At 66.5% G+C, this 16,348-nt stretch carries 15 protein-coding genes; 13 read left to right on the forward strand and 2 right to left on the reverse strand.

What is annotated here, in order from left to right; translation table 11 throughout:
- Window positions 1-9 precede the first annotated feature (9 nt).
- The 9 genes from lpxA (at window position 10) to QTI51_RS07150 (ending at window position 10,003) form a co-directional block, all read left to right on the forward strand.
- Complete coding sequence (gene lpxA / locus QTI51_RS07110) at window positions 10-798, forward strand: acyl-ACP--UDP-N-acetylglucosamine O-acyltransferase (RefSeq protein ID WP_116908923.1); 789 nt, start codon at window positions 10-12, stop codon at window positions 796-798.
- 10 nt (window positions 799-808) lie between these two features.
- Window positions 809-1,957: a lipid-A-disaccharide synthase gene (gene lpxB / locus QTI51_RS07115; RefSeq protein WP_116909105.1), complete on the forward strand. Its 1,149-nt coding sequence runs from the start codon at window positions 809-811 to the stop codon at window positions 1,955-1,957.
- On the forward strand, window positions 1,929-2,678 hold the full coding sequence (rnhB, locus tag QTI51_RS07120) for a ribonuclease HII (protein ID WP_116909104.1): 750 nt from the start codon (window positions 1,929-1,931) through the stop codon (window positions 2,676-2,678). The genes lpxB and rnhB overlap by 29 nt, the downstream gene beginning before the upstream one ends.
- 13 nt (window positions 2,679-2,691) lie before the next feature.
- Window positions 2,692-3,474, forward strand: a complete 783-nt coding sequence (locus QTI51_RS07125) for a TrmH family RNA methyltransferase (protein ID WP_116908924.1) — start codon at window positions 2,692-2,694, stop codon at window positions 3,472-3,474.
- 242 nt (window positions 3,475-3,716) lie between these two features.
- Window positions 3,717-4,910 (forward strand): glutamine-hydrolyzing carbamoyl-phosphate synthase small subunit, encoded by a 1,194-nt coding sequence (gene carA, locus QTI51_RS07130; protein ID WP_116908925.1) that lies wholly within the window; start codon window positions 3,717-3,719, stop codon window positions 4,908-4,910.
- A complete protein-coding gene (carB, locus tag QTI51_RS07135) occupies window positions 4,903-8,157 on the forward strand; it encodes a carbamoyl-phosphate synthase large subunit (protein ID WP_116908926.1) in 3,255 nt (1,084 codons plus the stop codon). The genes carA and carB overlap by 8 nt, the downstream gene beginning before the upstream one ends.
- An 8-nt stretch (window positions 8,158-8,165) precedes the next feature.
- Window positions 8,166-9,035, forward strand: a complete 870-nt coding sequence (kdoO, locus tag QTI51_RS07140; protein ID WP_116908927.1) for a Kdo hydroxylase KdoO — start codon at window positions 8,166-8,168, stop codon at window positions 9,033-9,035.
- 66 nt (window positions 9,036-9,101) lie between these two features.
- The gene (gene greA / locus QTI51_RS07145) at window positions 9,102-9,578 is read left to right on the forward strand and encodes a transcription elongation factor GreA (protein ID WP_116908928.1); all 477 of its coding nucleotides are present in this window, start codon (window positions 9,102-9,104) and stop codon (window positions 9,576-9,578) included.
- Between the two features lie 8 nt (window positions 9,579-9,586).
- Entirely contained in the window at window positions 9,587-10,003 is a 417-nt protein-coding gene (locus QTI51_RS07150) for a DUF4149 domain-containing protein (protein ID WP_116908929.1), read from the forward strand.
- Window positions 10,004-10,034: 31 nt separating this feature from the next.
- Here the strand turns inward: QTI51_RS07150 and QTI51_RS07155 are convergent, their stop codons facing one another.
- Window positions 10,035-10,793 carry a glycosyltransferase gene (locus tag QTI51_RS07155; RefSeq protein WP_503011479.1) on the reverse strand — a complete coding sequence of 253 codons (759 nt, stop codon included), beginning with the start codon at window positions 10,791-10,793 and terminating at the stop codon, window positions 10,035-10,037.
- A gap of 2 nt (window positions 10,794-10,795) precedes the next feature.
- Window positions 10,796-11,275: a YhbY family RNA-binding protein gene (locus QTI51_RS07160; RefSeq protein WP_116908931.1), complete on the reverse strand. Its 480-nt coding sequence runs from the start codon at window positions 11,273-11,275 to the stop codon at window positions 10,796-10,798.
- A 33-nt stretch (window positions 11,276-11,308) separates the two neighbouring features.
- Between QTI51_RS07160 and QTI51_RS07165 the strand changes: the two genes are divergently transcribed.
- The 4 genes from QTI51_RS07165 (at window position 11,309) to glmM (ending at window position 16,343) form a co-directional block, all read left to right on the forward strand.
- A complete protein-coding gene (locus QTI51_RS07165) occupies window positions 11,309-11,977 on the forward strand; it encodes an RlmE family RNA methyltransferase (RefSeq protein ID WP_116908932.1) in 669 nt (222 codons plus the stop codon).
- Window positions 11,978-12,155: 178 nt separating this feature from the next.
- The gene (gene ftsH / locus QTI51_RS07170; RefSeq protein WP_116908933.1) at window positions 12,156-14,072 is read left to right on the forward strand and encodes an ATP-dependent zinc metalloprotease FtsH; all 1,917 of its coding nucleotides are present in this window, start codon (window positions 12,156-12,158) and stop codon (window positions 14,070-14,072) included.
- A gap of 121 nt (window positions 14,073-14,193) precedes the next feature.
- Entirely contained in the window at window positions 14,194-15,009 is an 816-nt protein-coding gene (gene folP / locus QTI51_RS07175; RefSeq protein ID WP_165840307.1) for a dihydropteroate synthase, read from the forward strand.
- Window positions 15,006-16,343: a phosphoglucosamine mutase gene (gene glmM / locus QTI51_RS07180; protein ID WP_116908935.1), complete on the forward strand. Its 1,338-nt coding sequence runs from the start codon at window positions 15,006-15,008 to the stop codon at window positions 16,341-16,343. The genes folP and glmM overlap by 4 nt, the downstream gene beginning before the upstream one ends.
- The last annotated feature ends 5 nt before the right edge of the window (window positions 16,344-16,348 follow it).

A 16,348-nucleotide genomic window follows, 5' to 3' on the forward strand; every position in this document is an offset into this window, starting at 1 on the left:
CCACAAGGCATGACCCAGGTTCATTCGACAGCACTCGTCGACCCCCAGGCCGAACTCGACGCCTCGGTGTCGGTCGGCCCCTATACCGTGATCGGCCCGCATGTGCGGGTGGGCGCGGGCACCACCATCGGCGCGCACTGCGTGATCGAAGGGCGTACGACCATCGGGCGCGACAACCGAATCTTCCAGTTTTCGTCGCTTGGCGCGATTCCGCAAGACAAGAAGTACGCCGGTGAGCCGACCGAACTGGTCATCGGCGACCGCAACGTGATCCGTGAGTTCTGCACCTTCAACCTCGGCGTGCCGGGGGCGGGCGGCGTGACGCGCGTGGGCAACGACAACTGGATCATGGCGTACACGCACATCGCGCACGACTGCCATGTCGACAACCACACCACGCTGGCCAACAACACCACGCTGGCCGGCCATGTGCACCTGGGCGACTGGGTGACGGTGGGCGGGCTCACCGGCATCCACCAGTTCGTCTCGGTCGGCGCGCATGCCATGGTCGGTTTCGCCAGCGCGGTGTCGCAGGACGTGCCCCCCTTCATGCTCGTCGACGGCAACCCGCTCGCGGTACGCGGCTTCAACGTGGTCGGCCTGCGCCGGCGCGATTTCTCGGCGCAGCGGCTCGCGGCCGTGAAGCAGATGCACCGCCTGCTGTACCGCCAGGGCAAGACGCTGGACGAAGCGCGCGCCGGCATTGCCGCGCTCGCAACCGACATGCCCGAAGCCGCTGGCGACATCGCGCTGATGGACGCTTTCCTCGCCAGTTCGACGCGCGGCATCGCGCGTTGACGTGACGGCGATGCAGCAAGACGGACAGCGGCGGTTCGCGCTGGTCGCGGGCGAAGCGTCCGGCGACCTGCTCGCCGGGCTGCTGCTCGATGGGCTGCAGGCCCGCTGGCCCGGACTCGAAACCGTGGGCATCGGCGGCCCGCGCATGCTGGCCCATGGTCTGCAGAGCTGGTGGCCGCAAGAAAAACTTGCCGTGCGCGGCTACGTCGAGGTGCTGCGGCACTACGCCGAGATCGCCGGCATCCGCCGCCAGCTCAAGGCGCGGCTGCTGCGCGAATGGCCGGAGCTGTTCATCGGCGTCGACGCGCCCGATTTCAATCTCGATCTCGAAGCCGGCCTGCGCAGCCGTGGCATGAAGACGGTGCATTTCATTTGCCCGTCGGTCTGGGCATGGCGGCCGGAGCGCATCGAAAAAGTCCGTGCCGCGGCCGACCATGTGCTGTGCATCTTTCCGTTCGAACCGGCGTTGCTGGCCGAGCACGGCGTGGCGGGCAGCTATGTGGGCCATCCGCTGGCCAACGTGATTCCGATGACGCCCGACCGCGCCGGCGCACGCGCCGCAATCGGCCTGGCGCCCGATGCCCAGGTCGTCGCCTTGCTGCCCGGCAGCCGACGCTCCGAAGTGCGCTACCTGGCTGCGCGCTTCTTCGCGGCTGCCGCGCTCATGCACAAGCAGCGCCCGGGCATCCAGTTCGTCGCGCCCCTCATTCCGAGCCTGCGCGCCGAAGTCGAAGCGCTGCTGCAAGCCAGCGGCATGGCGGGCCAGGTCAAATTGCTCGATGGCCAGTCGCACACCGCGCTGGCCGCCTGCGACGCCACATTGATCGCCAGCGGCACCGCCACGCTCGAGGCCGCGCTGTTCAAGCGGCCGATGGTCATCGCCTACAACATGAACGCGCTGTCGTGGCGCCTCATGCAGCGCAAGCAGCTTCAGCCCTGGGTGGGGCTGCCGAATATTTTGTGCCGCGACTTCGTGGTGCCCGAGCTGTTGCAGGAAGCCGCGTCGCCCGAGGCGCTGGCCCAGGCCACGCTGGCCTGGCTCGACGCCCCCGAGAAGACGCTGGCCCTGCAACAAAGATTTTCAGAGCTGCATGTGCAATTGCAGCGCGATACGCCGACACTTTGCGCCGATGCGATCCAGAAAGTTCTTGAAGGCTGAGCAGGCCCCGCTGGTGTGGGACGCGCCCGGCTTGATGGCGGGCGTCGACGAGGCCGGCCGCGGGCCGCTGGCCGGCCCTGTGGTCGCCGCCGCCGTCATCCTGGACGACCTGCGGCCCATCCGCGGGCTGGCCGACTCCAAGACCCTGACCGCCCTGCAGCGAGAGCGCCTGCACGACCAGATCCTGGCCAAGGCGCTGTGCTGCTCCATCGCGCAGGCCACGGTCGAAGAAATCGACACGCACAACATCCTGCAGGCCACCATGCTCGCGATGCGTCGCGCGGTCGAAGGCTTGCGGCTGAAGCCCGTGAAGGTGCTGGTCGACGGCAACCGCCTGCCCACGCTCGACGTGCTGGCCGAGGCCATCGTCAAGGGCGATGCGCGGGTCAAGGCGATTTCCGCCGCGTCGATCCTGGCCAAGGTGCACCGCGACCGACTCTGCGAGCAGCTGCATACCGAATTTCCGCACTACGGTTTTGCCGGCCACAAGGGCTACGGCACGCCGGAACACCTGGAGGCGCTGCAGCGCCACGGCGCCTGCGTGCACCACCGCCGGTCTTTCAGTCCGGTGGCGGCGGCGCTGGCGCGCACCGGTGGCGTGCTGAACGTGATGCTGCCTGTGCAGGTCGTGGACGGCATGAATGGCGTGAGCGGCGTGACTGCGGACATGGTGATCGGCGTCGCCGAGCCCGTGCGGCTCGACCTGCGCGCGGCGCCTTGAACATTCTCTTTCGATGACCTCCGACACCGGCGCGAGCCACATCAGCTCGCGCGACAACCCCTTGCTCAAGGATCTGCGCAAGCTCGCGCAGGACCCGGGCGCCTACCGCAAGCTGGGCCGGATCTGGCTCGAGGGCGACCACCTCTGCCGCGCGGCGCTGGCACGGGGCGTCAAGCCTGCGGTGGCCGTGTTTTCGGAGTCTTTCTGGCCGGGTGCGCCGGCCGAGTGGTCGAAGAGTGCCGCCAAGACCGTGGTGGTGAGCGACGACCTGCTGCGCGGCGTCAGCGGACTCGAGTCGCCTGCGCCCATGGGTTTCGTGCTCGACCTGCCGTCGCGGCCCGAGCTGATTCCCGACGCCCCCAGCGTCGTGCTCGACCGCCTGCAGGACGCCGGCAATGCCGGCTCCATCCTGCGCAGCGCCGCGGCTTTCGGCTTCACCCAGGTGATCGCGCTCAAGGGCACGGCCGCGCTGTGGGCGCCCAAGGTGCTGCGCGCGGGCATGGGCGCCCATTTCGGGCTGCGGTTGATCGAGGGCCTGGACGCGGAGGCGCTTGATGCGCTGCAGGTGCCGCTGGTCGCGACCAGCTCGCACCGTGGCGAGTGGCTGCACAAGGTCGCGCTGCCGTACCCGTGCGCCTGGCTGATGGGCCACGAGGGGCAGGGTGTTTCGGCCGCGCTGGAGGCCCGGGCGACGCACCACATCCGCATCGCGCAGCCGGGCGGCGAAGAGTCGCTCAACGTGGCCGCCGCCGCGGCCATCTGCTTGCATGCAAGCGGGGCGGCTCGCCAGGCGTAGGCCCACGCGGCAGGTCCGCCAACGGCCAGATTGCCGCTGCGCGCTTGTTGCCGATGCCTTTCACGCATGAACACGTAACGTTCAGCCCCCTTGCGGCAGGAGGGCGACGCGGCCGAGCTACAATCGGGGGCTTACTCGCAATAGCGTCGCCCGGCCGCCTTCAACGCCAAAATCCCCTTAAGCAGCAGTCCGCAGGCAACGCGCCTGGGGCTCCGGGCGACCGTAACCATTCGGAGAACCCAGTGCTTTTGTCTCTCAAGGGAAGTTTCCCGCCCGCCATCCTGGCGCTCGCAGACGGCACGGTCTTTCAAGGCAATTCGATCGGAGCCGCCGGCTCCACGACCGGCGAGGTGGTGTTCAACACCGCCATGTCCGGTTACCAGGAAATCCTCACCGACCCGAGCTACTGCCAGCAGATCGTCACCCTGACGTATCCGCACATCGGCAACTACGGCGTCAACGGGGAAGACATCGAAGCCGACAAGATCCATGCCGCGGGCCTGATCATCAAGGACCTGCCCCTCGTCGCCTCCAACTTCCGCAAGACCGCCACGCTGAGCGAGTACCTCGTGTCGGGCAACACCGTGGCCATCGCCAACATCGACACCCGCAAGCTCACGCGACACCTGCGCACCCACGGCGCGCAGAACGGTTGCATCCTGGGCCTGGCGCAGGGCGAGACCGTGACGCAGGCGTTGATCGACAAGGCCATCGCCGCCGCCAAGGCCGCGCCGAGCATGTCCGGCCTCGACCTGGCCAAGGTGGTGTCGGTCAAGCAGACCTACGAATGGACCGAAACCGAGTGGAAGCTCGGCGCGGGCTACGGCGTGCAGATCACGCCTCGGTTCCACGTGGTGGCCTTCGACTACGGCGTCAAGAAGAACATCCTGCGCATGATCGCCCAGCGCGGCGCGCGCATCACGGTGGTGCCGGCGCAAACGCCCGCGGCCGACGTGCTCAAGCTGAAGCCCGACGGCATCTTCCTGGCCAACGGCCCTGGCGACCCGGAGCCCTGCAACTACGCCATCAGCGCGGTCAAGGAACTGATCGAGACCGGCATTCCCACCTTCGGCATCTGCCTGGGCCACCAGATCATGGCGCTGGCCTCGGGCGCGAAGACCTTCAAGATGAAGTTCGGCCACCACGGCGCGAACCATCCGGTGAAAGACCTCGACAACGGCCGCGTGAGCATCACCAGCCAGAACCACGGCTTCGCGGTCGACGAGAAGTCGCTGCCGGCCAACCTGCGTCCCACCCACATCAGCCTGTTCGACAACACGCTGCAGGGCCTGGCGCGCACCGACAAGCCCGCGTTCTGCTTCCAGGGCCACCCGGAAGCCTCGCCGGGTCCGCACGACATCGGCTACCTGTTCGATCGCTTCACGGCACTCATGGAAAAGAACAAGACGGAAAAGACGGAGAACAAGAATGCCTAAGCGCACAGACCTCAAATCGATCCTCATCATCGGCGCCGGCCCGATCATCATCGGCCAGGCCTGCGAGTTCGACTACTCCGGCGTGCAAGCCTGCAAGGCGCTGCGCGAAGAGGGCTATAAGGTCATCCTGATCAACAGCAACCCCGCGACGATCATGACCGACCCGGCCACGGCCGACGTCACCTACATCGAGCCCATCACCTGGCAGACGGTCGAGAAGATCATCGCCAAGGAACGCCCCGACGCCATCCTCCCGACCATGGGTGGCCAGACCGCGCTGAACTGCGCGCTCGACCTGTGGCGCAACGGCGTGCTCGACAAGTACACGGGCGCGTCCACCAACAAGCCGGTCGAGCTCATCGGCGCCACGCCCGAAGCCATCGACAAGGCCGAAGACCGCCTGAAGTTCAAGGACGCGATGACCAAGATCGGTCTCGGTTCCGCTCGCTCGGGCATCGCGCACACCATGGACGAAGCCTGGGCCGTGCAGAAGACGCTCGGCTTCCCGACCGTGATCCGCCCCAGCTTCACGCTCGGCGGCACCGGCGGCGGCATCGCCTACAACCCCGACGAGTTCGAGACCATCTGCAAGCGCGGCATTGAAGCCTCTCCCACCAACGAGCTGCTGATCGAAGAATCGCTGCTCGGCTGGAAAGAGTACGAGATGGAAGTCGTGCGCGACAAGGCCGACAACTGCATCATCGTCTGCTCGATCGAAAACCTCGACCCGATGGGCGTGCATACCGGCGACTCGATCACCGTGGCCCCCGCGCAGACGCTGAGCGACAAGGAATACCAGATCTTGCGCAACGCCTCGCTGGCCGTGCTGCGCGAGATCGGCGTGGACACCGGTGGCTCGAACGTGCAGTTCTCCATCAACCCGAAGGACGGCCGCATGGTCGTCATCGAGATGAACCCGCGCGTGTCGCGTTCGTCGGCGCTGGCCTCCAAGGCCACCGGCTTCCCGATCGCCAAGGTCGCGGCCAAGCTGGCCGTGGGCTACACGCTCGACGAGCTGCGCAACGAAATCACGGGCGGCGCCACGCCCGCGTCGTTCGAGCCGTCGATCGACTACGTGGTCACCAAGATTCCGCGTTTCGCTTTCGAGAAGTTCCCGCAGGCCGACTCGCGTCTCACCACGCAGATGAAGTCGGTGGGCGAGGTGATGGCCATGGGCCGCACCTTCCAGGAATCGTTCCAGAAAGCGCTGCGCGGCCTCGAAGTGGGCGTGGACGGCCTGAACGAGAAGACGCAGGACCGCGAAGTGCTCGAGAAGGAACTGGGCGAGCCCGGCCCCGAGCGCATCTGGTACGTGGGCGATGCCTTCGCCATGGGCCTGAGCGTCGACGAAGTGTTCGCGCTGACCAAGATCGACCCGTGGTTCCTCGTGCAGATCGAAGAAATCGTGAAGATCGAGCTCGAGCTGGAAACCAAGTCGCTGGACGACATCGACAAGGACACGCTGCTCGCGCTGAAGAAGAAGGGCTTCTCCGACCGCCGCCTCGCGCGCCAGCTGAAGACCACCGACACGGCCATCCGCGAGAAGCGCCGCGCCCTGGGCGTGCGCCCGGTCTACAAGCGCGTGGACACCTGCGCGGCCGAGTTCGCGACCAACACGGCCTACATGTACTCGACCTATGAAGACGAGTGCGAAGCCGACCCGACGGACAAGAAGAAGATCATGGTGCTCGGCGGCGGTCCCAACCGCATCGGCCAGGGCATCGAGTTCGACTACTGCTGCGTGCACGCCGCGCTCGCCATGCGCGAAGACGGCTACGAGACCATCATGGTCAACTGCAACCCCGAGACCGTGTCGACCGACTACGACACCTCGGACCGCCTGTACTTCGAGCCGCTCACGCTCGAAGACGTGCTGGAAATCGTCGACAAGGAAAAGCCGCTCGGCGTGATCGTGCAGTACGGCGGCCAGACGCCGCTGAAGCTCGCGCTCGACCTCGAGGCCAACGGCGTGCCGATCATCGGCACCTCGCCCGACATGATCGACGCGGCCGAAGACCGTGAGCGCTTCCAGAAGCTGCTGCACGAACTGGGCCTGCGCCAGCCGCCGAACGCCACCGCGCGCACCGAACCCGAAGCGCTCGAAAAGGCCGCGGCACTGGGCTACCCGCTGGTGGTGCGCCCGAGCTACGTGCTCGGCGGCCGCGCGATGGAAATCGTGCACGAGCAGCGCGACCTCGAGCGCTACATGCGCGAGGCCGTCAAGGTGAGTAACGACTCGCCAGTGCTGCTCGACCGCTTCCTGAACGACGCTGTCGAGTGCGACGTCGACTGCATCCGCGACGCCGAAGGCGGCACGCTGATCGGCGGCGTGATGGAACACATCGAACAGGCCGGCGTGCACTCGGGCGACTCCGCCTGCTCGCTGCCGCCCTACAGCCTGAACGCCGACACCATCGCCGAGCTGAAGCGCCAGAGCGCTGCCATGGCCAAGGCGCTGAACGTGGTCGGCCTGATGAACGTGCAGTTCGCCATCCAGCAGAAGGACGGCAAGGACGTCATCTACGTGCTCGAAGTGAACCCGCGTGCCTCGCGCACCGTGCCCTACGTGAGCAAGGCCACCGGCATCCAGCTCGCCAAGGTGGCGGCACGCTGCATGGCCGGCCAGTCGCTGGCGTCGCAGGGCGTCACGAAGGAAGTCACGCCGCCGTACTTCAGCGTGAAGGAAGCCGTGTTCCCGTTCGTCAAGTTCCCGGGCGTGGACACCATCCTCGGCCCCGAGATGAAGTCGACCGGCGAAGTGATGGGCGTGGGCAAGACCTTCGGCGAAGCCTTCGTGAAGTCGCAACTGGGTGCGGGCACGCTGCTGCCGAAGTCGGGCAAGGTCTTCATCTCGGTGAAGAACAACGACAAGGCACGTGCGGTGGAAGTGGCTCGCGGCCTGGTGAAGCTCGGCTTCGTGCTGACCGCCACCAAGGGCACGGCGGCCGCGATCAGCGCCGCCGGCATCGAGTGCGCGACCGTGAACAAGGTGACCGAAGGCCGCCCGCACATCGTGGACATGATCAAGAACAACGAGATTGCCTTGGTCATCAACACGGTGGAAGAGCGCCGCAACGCCATCAACGATTCGCGGCAGATCCGCACGTCGGCGCTGCTGGCGCGCGTGACCACGTTCACCACCATCTTCGGCGCCGAAGCGGCGGTCGAAGGCATGGGCTTCATGGACGAGCTCGGCGTGATCTCGGTGCAGGAAATGCACGCGCAGCTGGAAGCGGCCGCGGCCTGAGCGCCCCCATGGAAACGCAGCTCGTTGAACTCGGCCTGACGGACTGGGCCGCGGCCACGCCGAACGAGGCGTGGATCGCGGAGCTCGAAGCGGGCAAGGTGCTGTACTTTCCGCGCCTGGGCTTCGAGCTGCTGCCTGAAGAGCGCAGCCTGCTCACGCCCAGCCTGCTGTCGCCCGACGTGCGCAACATCAGCCTCGATGCCAACGGCAAGCTCAAGGGCGCCGTGGGCGACGAGGCGGTGCAGCGCGCGACAGCGGCGATGGTGGGGCGCTTTCGGGCGCAGGCGCAGCAGCTCATCCATGGGCTGCTGCCTCACTACACGCCGGCCTTGCGGCTGGCCCCCACCAGCTACCGGCCGGCCCAGGTCGAAACGCGCGTGCAGTCGTGGCGCGCGGACGACCGGCGCTTGCACGTCGATGCGTTCCCCTCGCGGCCCAACTACGGCGAACGCATCCTGCGTGTGTTCACGAATGTGAATCCGGAAGGCGCGCCGCGCGTGTGGCGCGTGGGTGAGCCTTTCGAGGACATCGCCAAGCGCTTTCTGCCGCGCGCCAAGCCCTACGCGCGCTGGCAGGCCAAGCTGCTGCGCGCACTGCGCGTGACGAAGTCGTTCCGCAGCGAGTACGACCACTTGATGCTGCAGCTGCACGACGGTATGAAGTCGGACATTGCGTACCAGGAAACGTCGCTCCAGGAAACCGCGAAATTCCCTCCGGGTTCGGTGTGGGTGTGCTTCTCGGACCAGACCTCGCACGCCGTGATGGCGGGGCAGTACATGCTCGAGCAGACGCTTCATCTGGCTGCATCGAAGCAATACAATCCCGACTCGAGCCCGCTCGCGATCCTGAGCCGGCTGACCGGACGCACGCTCGTCTGATCCTGTCCCTCACTCGACCGCCGAACGGCAGCGTTCGGCGGTTTCGCTTTATGGAGAAACAACAACATGGCAACCGTACCTGTCACCAAGCGCGGCGCTGAAAAACTGCGCGCCGAACTGCACCAGCTCAAGACGGTGGAGCGTCCCTGGGTCATCAATGCAATTTCCGAAGCACGCGCGCAGGGCGACCTGAGCGAAAACGCCGAGTACGAGGTTGCCAAGGACCGCCAGGGCTTCATCGAAGGCCGCATCCAGGAAGTCGAAGGCAAGCTGTCGGCCGCGCAGATCATCGACCCGAGCGAGCTCGATGCCGGCGGCAAGGTGGTGTTCGGCTCGACCGTCGAGCTCGAGGAAGAAGAGTCGGGCGAGGCGGTGAAGTACCAGATCGTCGGCGAGGACGAAGCCGACCTGAAGCTCGGCCTGATCAACATTTCCAGCCCCATCGCGCGTGCGCTCATCGGCAAGGAAGAGGGCGACACCGCCGAAGTGCAGGCGCCCGGCGGCCTGAAGCGCTACGAAATCGTGGCCGTCCGCTACATCTGATCCGCTCGATGAAGGACCGTATCGCGCTGATGCTGGCTGCCTTCTGGTGGGGCAGCCTAACCACGATCGGCTTTCTGGTCGTGCCGATGCTGTTCGCCAGGCTCGGCAACCCGTCGGTGGCCGGCAACTTTGCCGGCCAGCTGTTCGAGGCGCAGAGCTGGATCGCGATTGCCTGCGGGCTGATCCTGCTGATTCACTACCGGACCAAGGCGGACGAGCGCATGGACGGGCCGGTCATGACGTCGATGTTCCTGATCCTGGCCGCGCTGCTGCTGGCGCTGCTTCAGCAATACGCCGTGGCGCCGCGCATCCTGGCGCGCGACAACCTCAAGCTGTGGCATGCCGTGGGAAGCGGCATGTACCTGGTGCAATGGGTTTGCGCCGGCGTGCTGCTGTGGCGCATGGGCTCGCGCAAGCCCGCCTGAACGACAGAGGCGGCAGCTGCCGCCTCCACCCTTACTCTTTCCAGTATTTGGCGACCCACGTCGCCGGCCGGATGGACCGGAAGGCGCGGTTGCGGCGACCCGCCAGCGCGTCCGGCGGATTGCACTCGCCATGGAACACCATGATGCGTGCGCCCTCGGGCACGAAGGGCTCTTCCCAGTAGTTGGTCGGCCAGGTGGGAATGCCGTGGTACTTGAAGCTGGGGCACCAGCCGTCGGGCCAGTAGGCGAGCTTGCCTTGCTGGTGGAGCACGTCCGACAGGTAGGCCTGCTCGTTGCGGTACTCCGCCTGCACCTTGTCCATGTTGGCGCGAAAGTACGCCAGCACGTCGGCATGCGCGCCCAGCTCGAAGCGGTAGACCGACGAATTGCCCGTGATCCGGCCGCGGCGCCAGGGGCGCGCATAGTCGTGAATGATCAGGAACTCGCCGGGCTGCTCGAAGAAGGCGTCCAGGCTGCCCACGACCACCACGTCCAGGTCGAGGAACAGTGCGGTGCCCCGCAGGCCATGCAGGTCCTGCTCGAAGGTGGTGAGCTTCTTCCAGGCGCCGTCGCGCTGGCCGGGGGCCAGTTGCAGGTTCAGCGGCGGAATGGGGAGGCAGGTCACCTCGGGGTGGATGCCGTTGCCGTCGTCCGTCAGGCACACGAACTTGAAGTCGCCGCGGAGGTTGCGGCGCACCATCGCGTAGAGCCGGTTGACGTATTCGGGGCCGTATTTCGTGCCCCACTTCATGCAGAGGATATGGCGCTGGGCGCCTTGCACTGCCGCCAAGCTCAGTCTGCCTGGTTGCGCTTCTTGGCCGACAGCGGCCGCTTGGCCTTGGCGCGCTTGATGGTGCCGCCGGGGGTCAGGCGCTGGTTGCCGAGCACGCGCAGGGTCTTGATTTCGGGGCGTTGGCCGCCGCGCTTGCTGTACTTGACGATCTTGACGTCGCGCGGGCCGGGCATGCGGTCTTCATCGACCACGCGTTCCTTCTCGGGCTTCGGGCGCCACAGCACCAGCAGCTTGCCGATGTGCTGGATGGGGGCGGCGTCGAGTTCGTCAGCCAGTTCGCGCAGCATGGCGTCGCGGGCGAGGCGGTCGTCGGAGAAAACGCGGACCTTGATCAGGCCGTGGGCCTTCAGCGCCGCGTCGGCTTCTTTTTTTACGGCAGGGGTGAGCCCGTCTCCACCGACCATGACGATCGGATCCAGGTGGTGAGCTTCGGCGCGGTGCACCTTGCGCTCGGCAGGGGTAAGTTGAATGGCGGGCATCCCCGTATTATCGACGCGTACACGAAGACCCTCATGAGCACCAAAGCCAAAAGCAAAAAAGTCAATAAAGCGTGGCTTCACGACCATATCAACGACCCCTACGTGAAACTCGCCACGCGGGAGGGATACCGGGCGCGCGCCGCCTACAAATTGAAGGAAATCGACGAGTCGCTCGGTCTCGTCAAGCCGGGGCAGCTGGTGGTGGACCTCGGCTCCACCCCCGGCGCCTGGAGCCAGTACCTGCGCCGGCGCATGTCGCCCGACGGCGCTGCCGCCGGGGCGCTGAACGGCACCATCGTCGCGCTGGACATGCTGGCCATGGAGCCGATCGAGGGCGTGACCTTCCTGCAGGGCGATTTCCGGGAAGATGCGCTTCTGCAACAGTTGCTCGGCGTGCTGGCAGGCCGCAAGGCCGACCTGGTGGTTTCGGACATGGCACCCAATCTTTCAGGCATCCATTCGGCCGATGCGGCCCGGGTGGCCCACCTGATCGAACTGGCCATCGACTTCGCGCAGCACCACCTGAAGCCCGAAGGGGCGCTGGTGGCCAAGCTCTTCCACGGCAGCGGGTATGACGACCTGGTGAAGCTCTTCAAGGCGAATTTCCGCACCGTGAAGCCCTTCAAGCCCAAGGCGTCGCGGGACAAATCGTCCGAGACCTTCCTCGTCGGCACGGGCTTGAAGGCCCAGGATACGCATTGATACCTTGCCGAATCAGGCGTCCAAAGGGTGCGCCCGGGGCGCAAACCCCTGTCAGCCTATGGCTGCATTAGGGAAATGCCCGCTTTTCGCAGCTTGAAAAGCCTAAAATGGGGCGCAATTGCGTACCCATAGCGCGTTTTTTCATATCCTCGTCACGCGCTTTCGACTGGAGCTTCGTTTGAACAATCAGTGGTTTTCCAAAGTTGCCGTATGGCTCGTCATTGCCATGGTGTTGTTCACTGTGTTCAAGCAGTTCGACACCCGCGGTGGCGTCGGCTCTGGCGCAGTCAGCTACTCCGAGTTTCTGGACCAGGTTCGCAACAACCAGGTCAAGAGCGCCGTCATTCCTGAAGGCGCCGGCGGCGGCGAGATCGTCGCCGTCACCAACGACGACCGCAAGATCCGCACGACCGCCACGGTGCTCGACCGCGGCCTCGTGGGCGACCTGATCGACCACAACGTCAAGTTCGACGTCAAGCCGCGCGAAGAGGGCTCGCTCCTCATGACGCTGCTGGTCAGCTGGGGTCCGATGCTGCTGTTGATCGGCGTCTGGATCTACTTCATGCGCCAGATGCAGGGCGGCGGCAAGGGCGGGGCGTTCAGCTTCGGCAAGAGCAAGGCCCGCATGATGGACGAGAACAACAACACGGTCACCTTCGCCGACGTCGCAGGCTGCGACGAGGCCAAGGAAGAAGTCCGTGAAGTGGTCGATTTCCTGAAAGACCCGCAGCGCTTCCAAAAGCTCGGCGGCCGCATTCCTCGCGGCCTGCTGCTGGTCGGCCCTCCCGGTACTGGCAAGACCTTGCTGGCCAAGTCGATCGCGGGCGAAGCCAAAGTCCCTTTCTTCTCGATCTCGGGCTCCGACTTCGTTGAAATGTTCGTCGGCGTGGGCGCTGCCCGCGTTCGCGACATGTTCGAAAACGCCAAGAAAAACGCACCCTGCATCATCTTCATCGACGAAATCGATGCGGTGGGTCGCCAGCGCGGCGCCGGCCTCGGCGGCGGCAATGACGAGCGCGAACAAACGCTCAACCAGATGCTGGTCGAGATGGACGGCTTCGAAACCAACCTCGGCGTGATCGTGGTGGCGGCCACCAACCGCCCTGACATCCTGGACGCCGCACTGCTGCGCCCGGGTCGTTTCGACCGCCAGGTCTACGTCACGCTGCCCGACATTCGTGGCCGCGAACAGATCCTCGGCGTGCACATGCGCAAGGTCCCGCTGGGCCAGGACGTGAACCCGAGCGTCATCGCCCGCGGCACGCCCGGCATGTCCGGCGCCGACCTGGCCAACCTGTGCAACGAAGCCGCCCTGATGGCTGCGCGTCGCAATGCGCGCGTCGTCGAGATGCAGGACTTCGAGAAGGCCAAGGACAAGATCTTCATGGGCCCCGAGCGCAAGAGCATGGTCATGCCCGAGGAAGAGCGCCGCAACACGGCCTACCACGAGTCCGGCCACGCCCTCATCGGCAAGCTGCTCCCCAAGTGCGATCCGGTGCACAAGGTGACGATCATTCCGCGTGGCCGCGCCCTGGGCGTGACCATGAGCCTGCCGTCGCAGGACCGCTACAGCTACGACCGCGAGTACATGCTCAACCAGATCAGCATGCTGTTCGGTGGCCGCATCGCTGAAGAAGTGTTCATGCACCAGATGACCACCGGCGCCAGCAACGACTTCGAGCGCGCGACCTCCATCGCCCGCGACATGGTCACGCGCTACGGCATGACCGATGCGCTGGGCCCGATGGTCTACGCCGAGAACGAAGGCGAAGTGTTCCTGGGCCGCTCGGTCACCAAGACGACCAACATGAGCGAACAGACCATGGAAAAGGTCGACTCCGAAGTGCGCCGTATCATCGACGAGCAGTACGCCCTGGCGCGCGGCCTGATCGAAGAGAACAGCGACAAGATGCACGCCATGGCCAAGGCGCTGCTCGAATGGGAAACCATCGACAGCGAACAGCTCGACGACATCATGGCCGGCCGCGCACCGCGCCCGCCCAAGGACTGGACGCCGCGCATTCCGCCTTCGGGCAGTGGTGGCAGCGGCGGCACGCCGGCGGTCAATCCCGACCCGGCGCCGACCGCAGCCTGAGGTGGGTTTGCAAGCAAGCAACAACGGGGCCTCTGGCCCCGTTTTTCATGGCGAGCCGACCGCCGCCGCGCCGGTGTGGCAAACCTCGCGCTTTCGCATCGACCTGTCCCTGCCGCGGGTGATGGGCATCGTCAACGTCACGCCCGATTCCTTTTCCGACGGTGGCGCCCACGCCTCCACCGGCACCGCGCTGCGGCACTGCGAACAGTTGCTGGAGGAGGGCGCCGACATCCTCGACATCGGCGGCGAATCGACCCGTCCCGGCAGCCCGGCGGTGTCGCTCGACGACGAGCTTGCCCGCGTGCTGCCCGTGGTGCGCGAGGCGGTGAAGCTGAACGTGCCGGTCTCCGTCGACACCTACAAGCCCGAGGTCATGCGCGCGGTGCTCGACCTGGGCGCGGACATCGTCAACGACATCTGGGCGCTGCGCCGACCGGGCGCGCGCGAGGCCGTGGCGGCGCACCCTTCGTGCGGCATCTGCCTGATGCACATGCACCGCGATCCGCAGACCATGCAGGCCGTGCCGATGGCCGGCGATGTGATTCCCGAAGTGCTGTCCTTCCTGCAAGCGCAATTGCAGCTGCTGCGTACGCTCGGAGTGGATGCGTCGCGCATCACGCTCGACCCGGGCGTGGGCTTCGGCAAGACCGTGGCGCAGAATTTCGCCTTGCTCGCGCGCCAGCGCGAACTGCTCGCGGGCGGTTTGCCGCTGCTGCTGGGCTGGTCGCGCAAGTCGTCCATCGGCGCGGTCACGGGCATCGAGTTGGCAGGTGAGCGCATCGTGCCCAGCGTGGCCGCGGCGCTGCTGGCCGTGGACCGCGGCGCGGCCGTGGTGCGCGTGCACGACGTGCACGACACGGTCGCCGCCATCGCCGTATGGCGCGCCATGAAGGCGCAAGAACCACAACAAACAAAAAACGAGATCGGACAACCATGACCCGCAAATATTTCGGCACCGACGGCATCCGTGGCACGGTCGGCCAGGCCCCCATCACCCCCGACTTCGTGCTGCGCCTGGCGCACGCCGTGGGCCGCGTGCTGAAGAAAACCCAGGCCCGCCCGACGGTGCTGATCGGCAAGGACACCCGCATTTCGGGCTACATGCTGGAGTCGGCGCTCGAATCGGGCTTCAACTCGGCTGGCGTCGACGTGGTGCTGCTCGGGCCGCTGCCCACGCCCGGCGTGGCATACCTCACGCGGGCCCAGCGCGCCAGCCTCGGCGTGGTGATCAGCGCGAGCCACAACGCCTACCCCGACAACGGCATCAAGTTCTTCAGCGCGCAGGGCACCAAGCTCGACGACGCCTGGGAACTGGCGGTGGAAGCCGCGCTGGAAGAAGCCCCGGTGTGGGCCGACTCCGCCGCCCTGGGCAAGGCCCGGCGCCTCAACGACGCGGCCGGCCGCTACATCGAGTTCTGCAAGAGCACCTTCGCCAACGACCTCACGCTGCGCGGCATGAAGCTGGTGGTCGACGCGGCGCACGGCGCGGCCTACCAGGTGGCGCCCAACGTGTTCCACGAGCTGGGCGCCGAGGTGACCAGCATCGGCGTGTCGCCGGACGGCCTGAACATCAACAAGGGCGTGGGCGCCACGCACCCGCAGGCGCTGGTGAGTGCGGTGACGGCGCAGCGGGCCGACTACGGCATCGCCCTCGACGGCGACGCCGACCGCCTGCAGCTGGTCGACGCCAGCGGCCGCCTGTTCAACGGCGACGAGCTGCTGTACCTCATGGTGGCCGAGCGCATCGCGCGCGGCGAAAAGCCGGTCGGCGTGGTCGGCACGCTGATGACCAACAAGGCCGTCGAGGTCGCGCTGCGCAAGCAGGGCATCGAGTTCGTGCGCGCCAAGGTGGGCGACCGCTATGTGCTCGAAGAGCTCGACAAGCGCGGCTGGATCCTGGGCGGCGAGGGCTCCGGCCACCTGCTGGCCCTCGACCGCCACACCACGGGCGACGGCATCGTCAGCGCGCTGCAGGTGCTGCAGGCCTGCGTGCGCAGCGGCAAGACCGTGGCGCAGCTACTCGACGGCGTCACGCTGTTCCCGCAGACGCTCATCAACGTGCGCCTCGCGCCCGAGCAGAACTGGAAGGACAACCAGGCCCTGGCCAGCGAAACCGAGCGCATCGAGGCCGAGTTGGGCGACGCGGGCCGTGTGCTCATCCGCGCGAGCGGCACCGAGCCGCTGGTGCGCGTGATGGTCGAGGCGCGCGACGCGGCCCAGGCCGAATCGAGCGCGAAGCGGCTGGCGGCCACGCTCGAACCGGCGAAGTGATGTGG

It is taken from the genome of Variovorax sp. J22G73 (assembly GCF_030317035.1).
Taxonomy (GTDB): Bacteria; Pseudomonadota; Gammaproteobacteria; order Burkholderiales; family Burkholderiaceae_C; genus Variovorax.

Bases quoted from the DNA above. Each gene is read 5' to 3' on its own strand.
- lpxA (WP_116908923.1), top strand. From the start codon at position 10: ATGACCCAGGTTCATTCGACAGCACTCGTCGACCCCCAGGCCGAACTC.
- rnhB (WP_116909104.1), top strand. From the start codon at position 1,929: ATGCGATCCAGAAAGTTCTTGAAGGCTGAGCAGGCCCCGCTGGTGTGG.
- greA (WP_116908928.1), top strand. From the start codon at position 9,102: ATGGCAACCGTACCTGTCACCAAGCGCGGCGCTGAAAAACTGCGCGCC.
- carB (WP_116908926.1), top strand. From the start codon at position 4,903: ATGCCTAAGCGCACAGACCTCAAATCGATCCTCATCATCGGCGCCGGC.
- lpxB (WP_116909105.1), top strand. From the start codon at position 809: ATGCAGCAAGACGGACAGCGGCGGTTCGCGCTGGTCGCGGGCGAAGCG.
- glmM (WP_116908935.1), top strand. From the start codon at position 15,006: ATGACCCGCAAATATTTCGGCACCGACGGCATCCGTGGCACGGTCGGC.
- QTI51_RS07165 (WP_116908932.1), top strand. From the start codon at position 11,309: ATGAGCACCAAAGCCAAAAGCAAAAAAGTCAATAAAGCGTGGCTTCAC.
- QTI51_RS07160 (WP_116908931.1), bottom strand. From the start codon at position 11,275: ATGCCCGCCATTCAACTTACCCCTGCCGAGCGCAAGGTGCACCGCGCC.
- QTI51_RS07125 (WP_116908924.1), top strand. From the start codon at position 2,692: ATGACCTCCGACACCGGCGCGAGCCACATCAGCTCGCGCGACAACCCC.
- kdoO (WP_116908927.1), top strand. From the start codon at position 8,166: ATGGAAACGCAGCTCGTTGAACTCGGCCTGACGGACTGGGCCGCGGCC.
- folP (WP_165840307.1), top strand. From the start codon at position 14,194: ATGGGCATCGTCAACGTCACGCCCGATTCCTTTTCCGACGGTGGCGCC.
- QTI51_RS07150 (WP_116908929.1), top strand. From the start codon at position 9,587: ATGAAGGACCGTATCGCGCTGATGCTGGCTGCCTTCTGGTGGGGCAGC.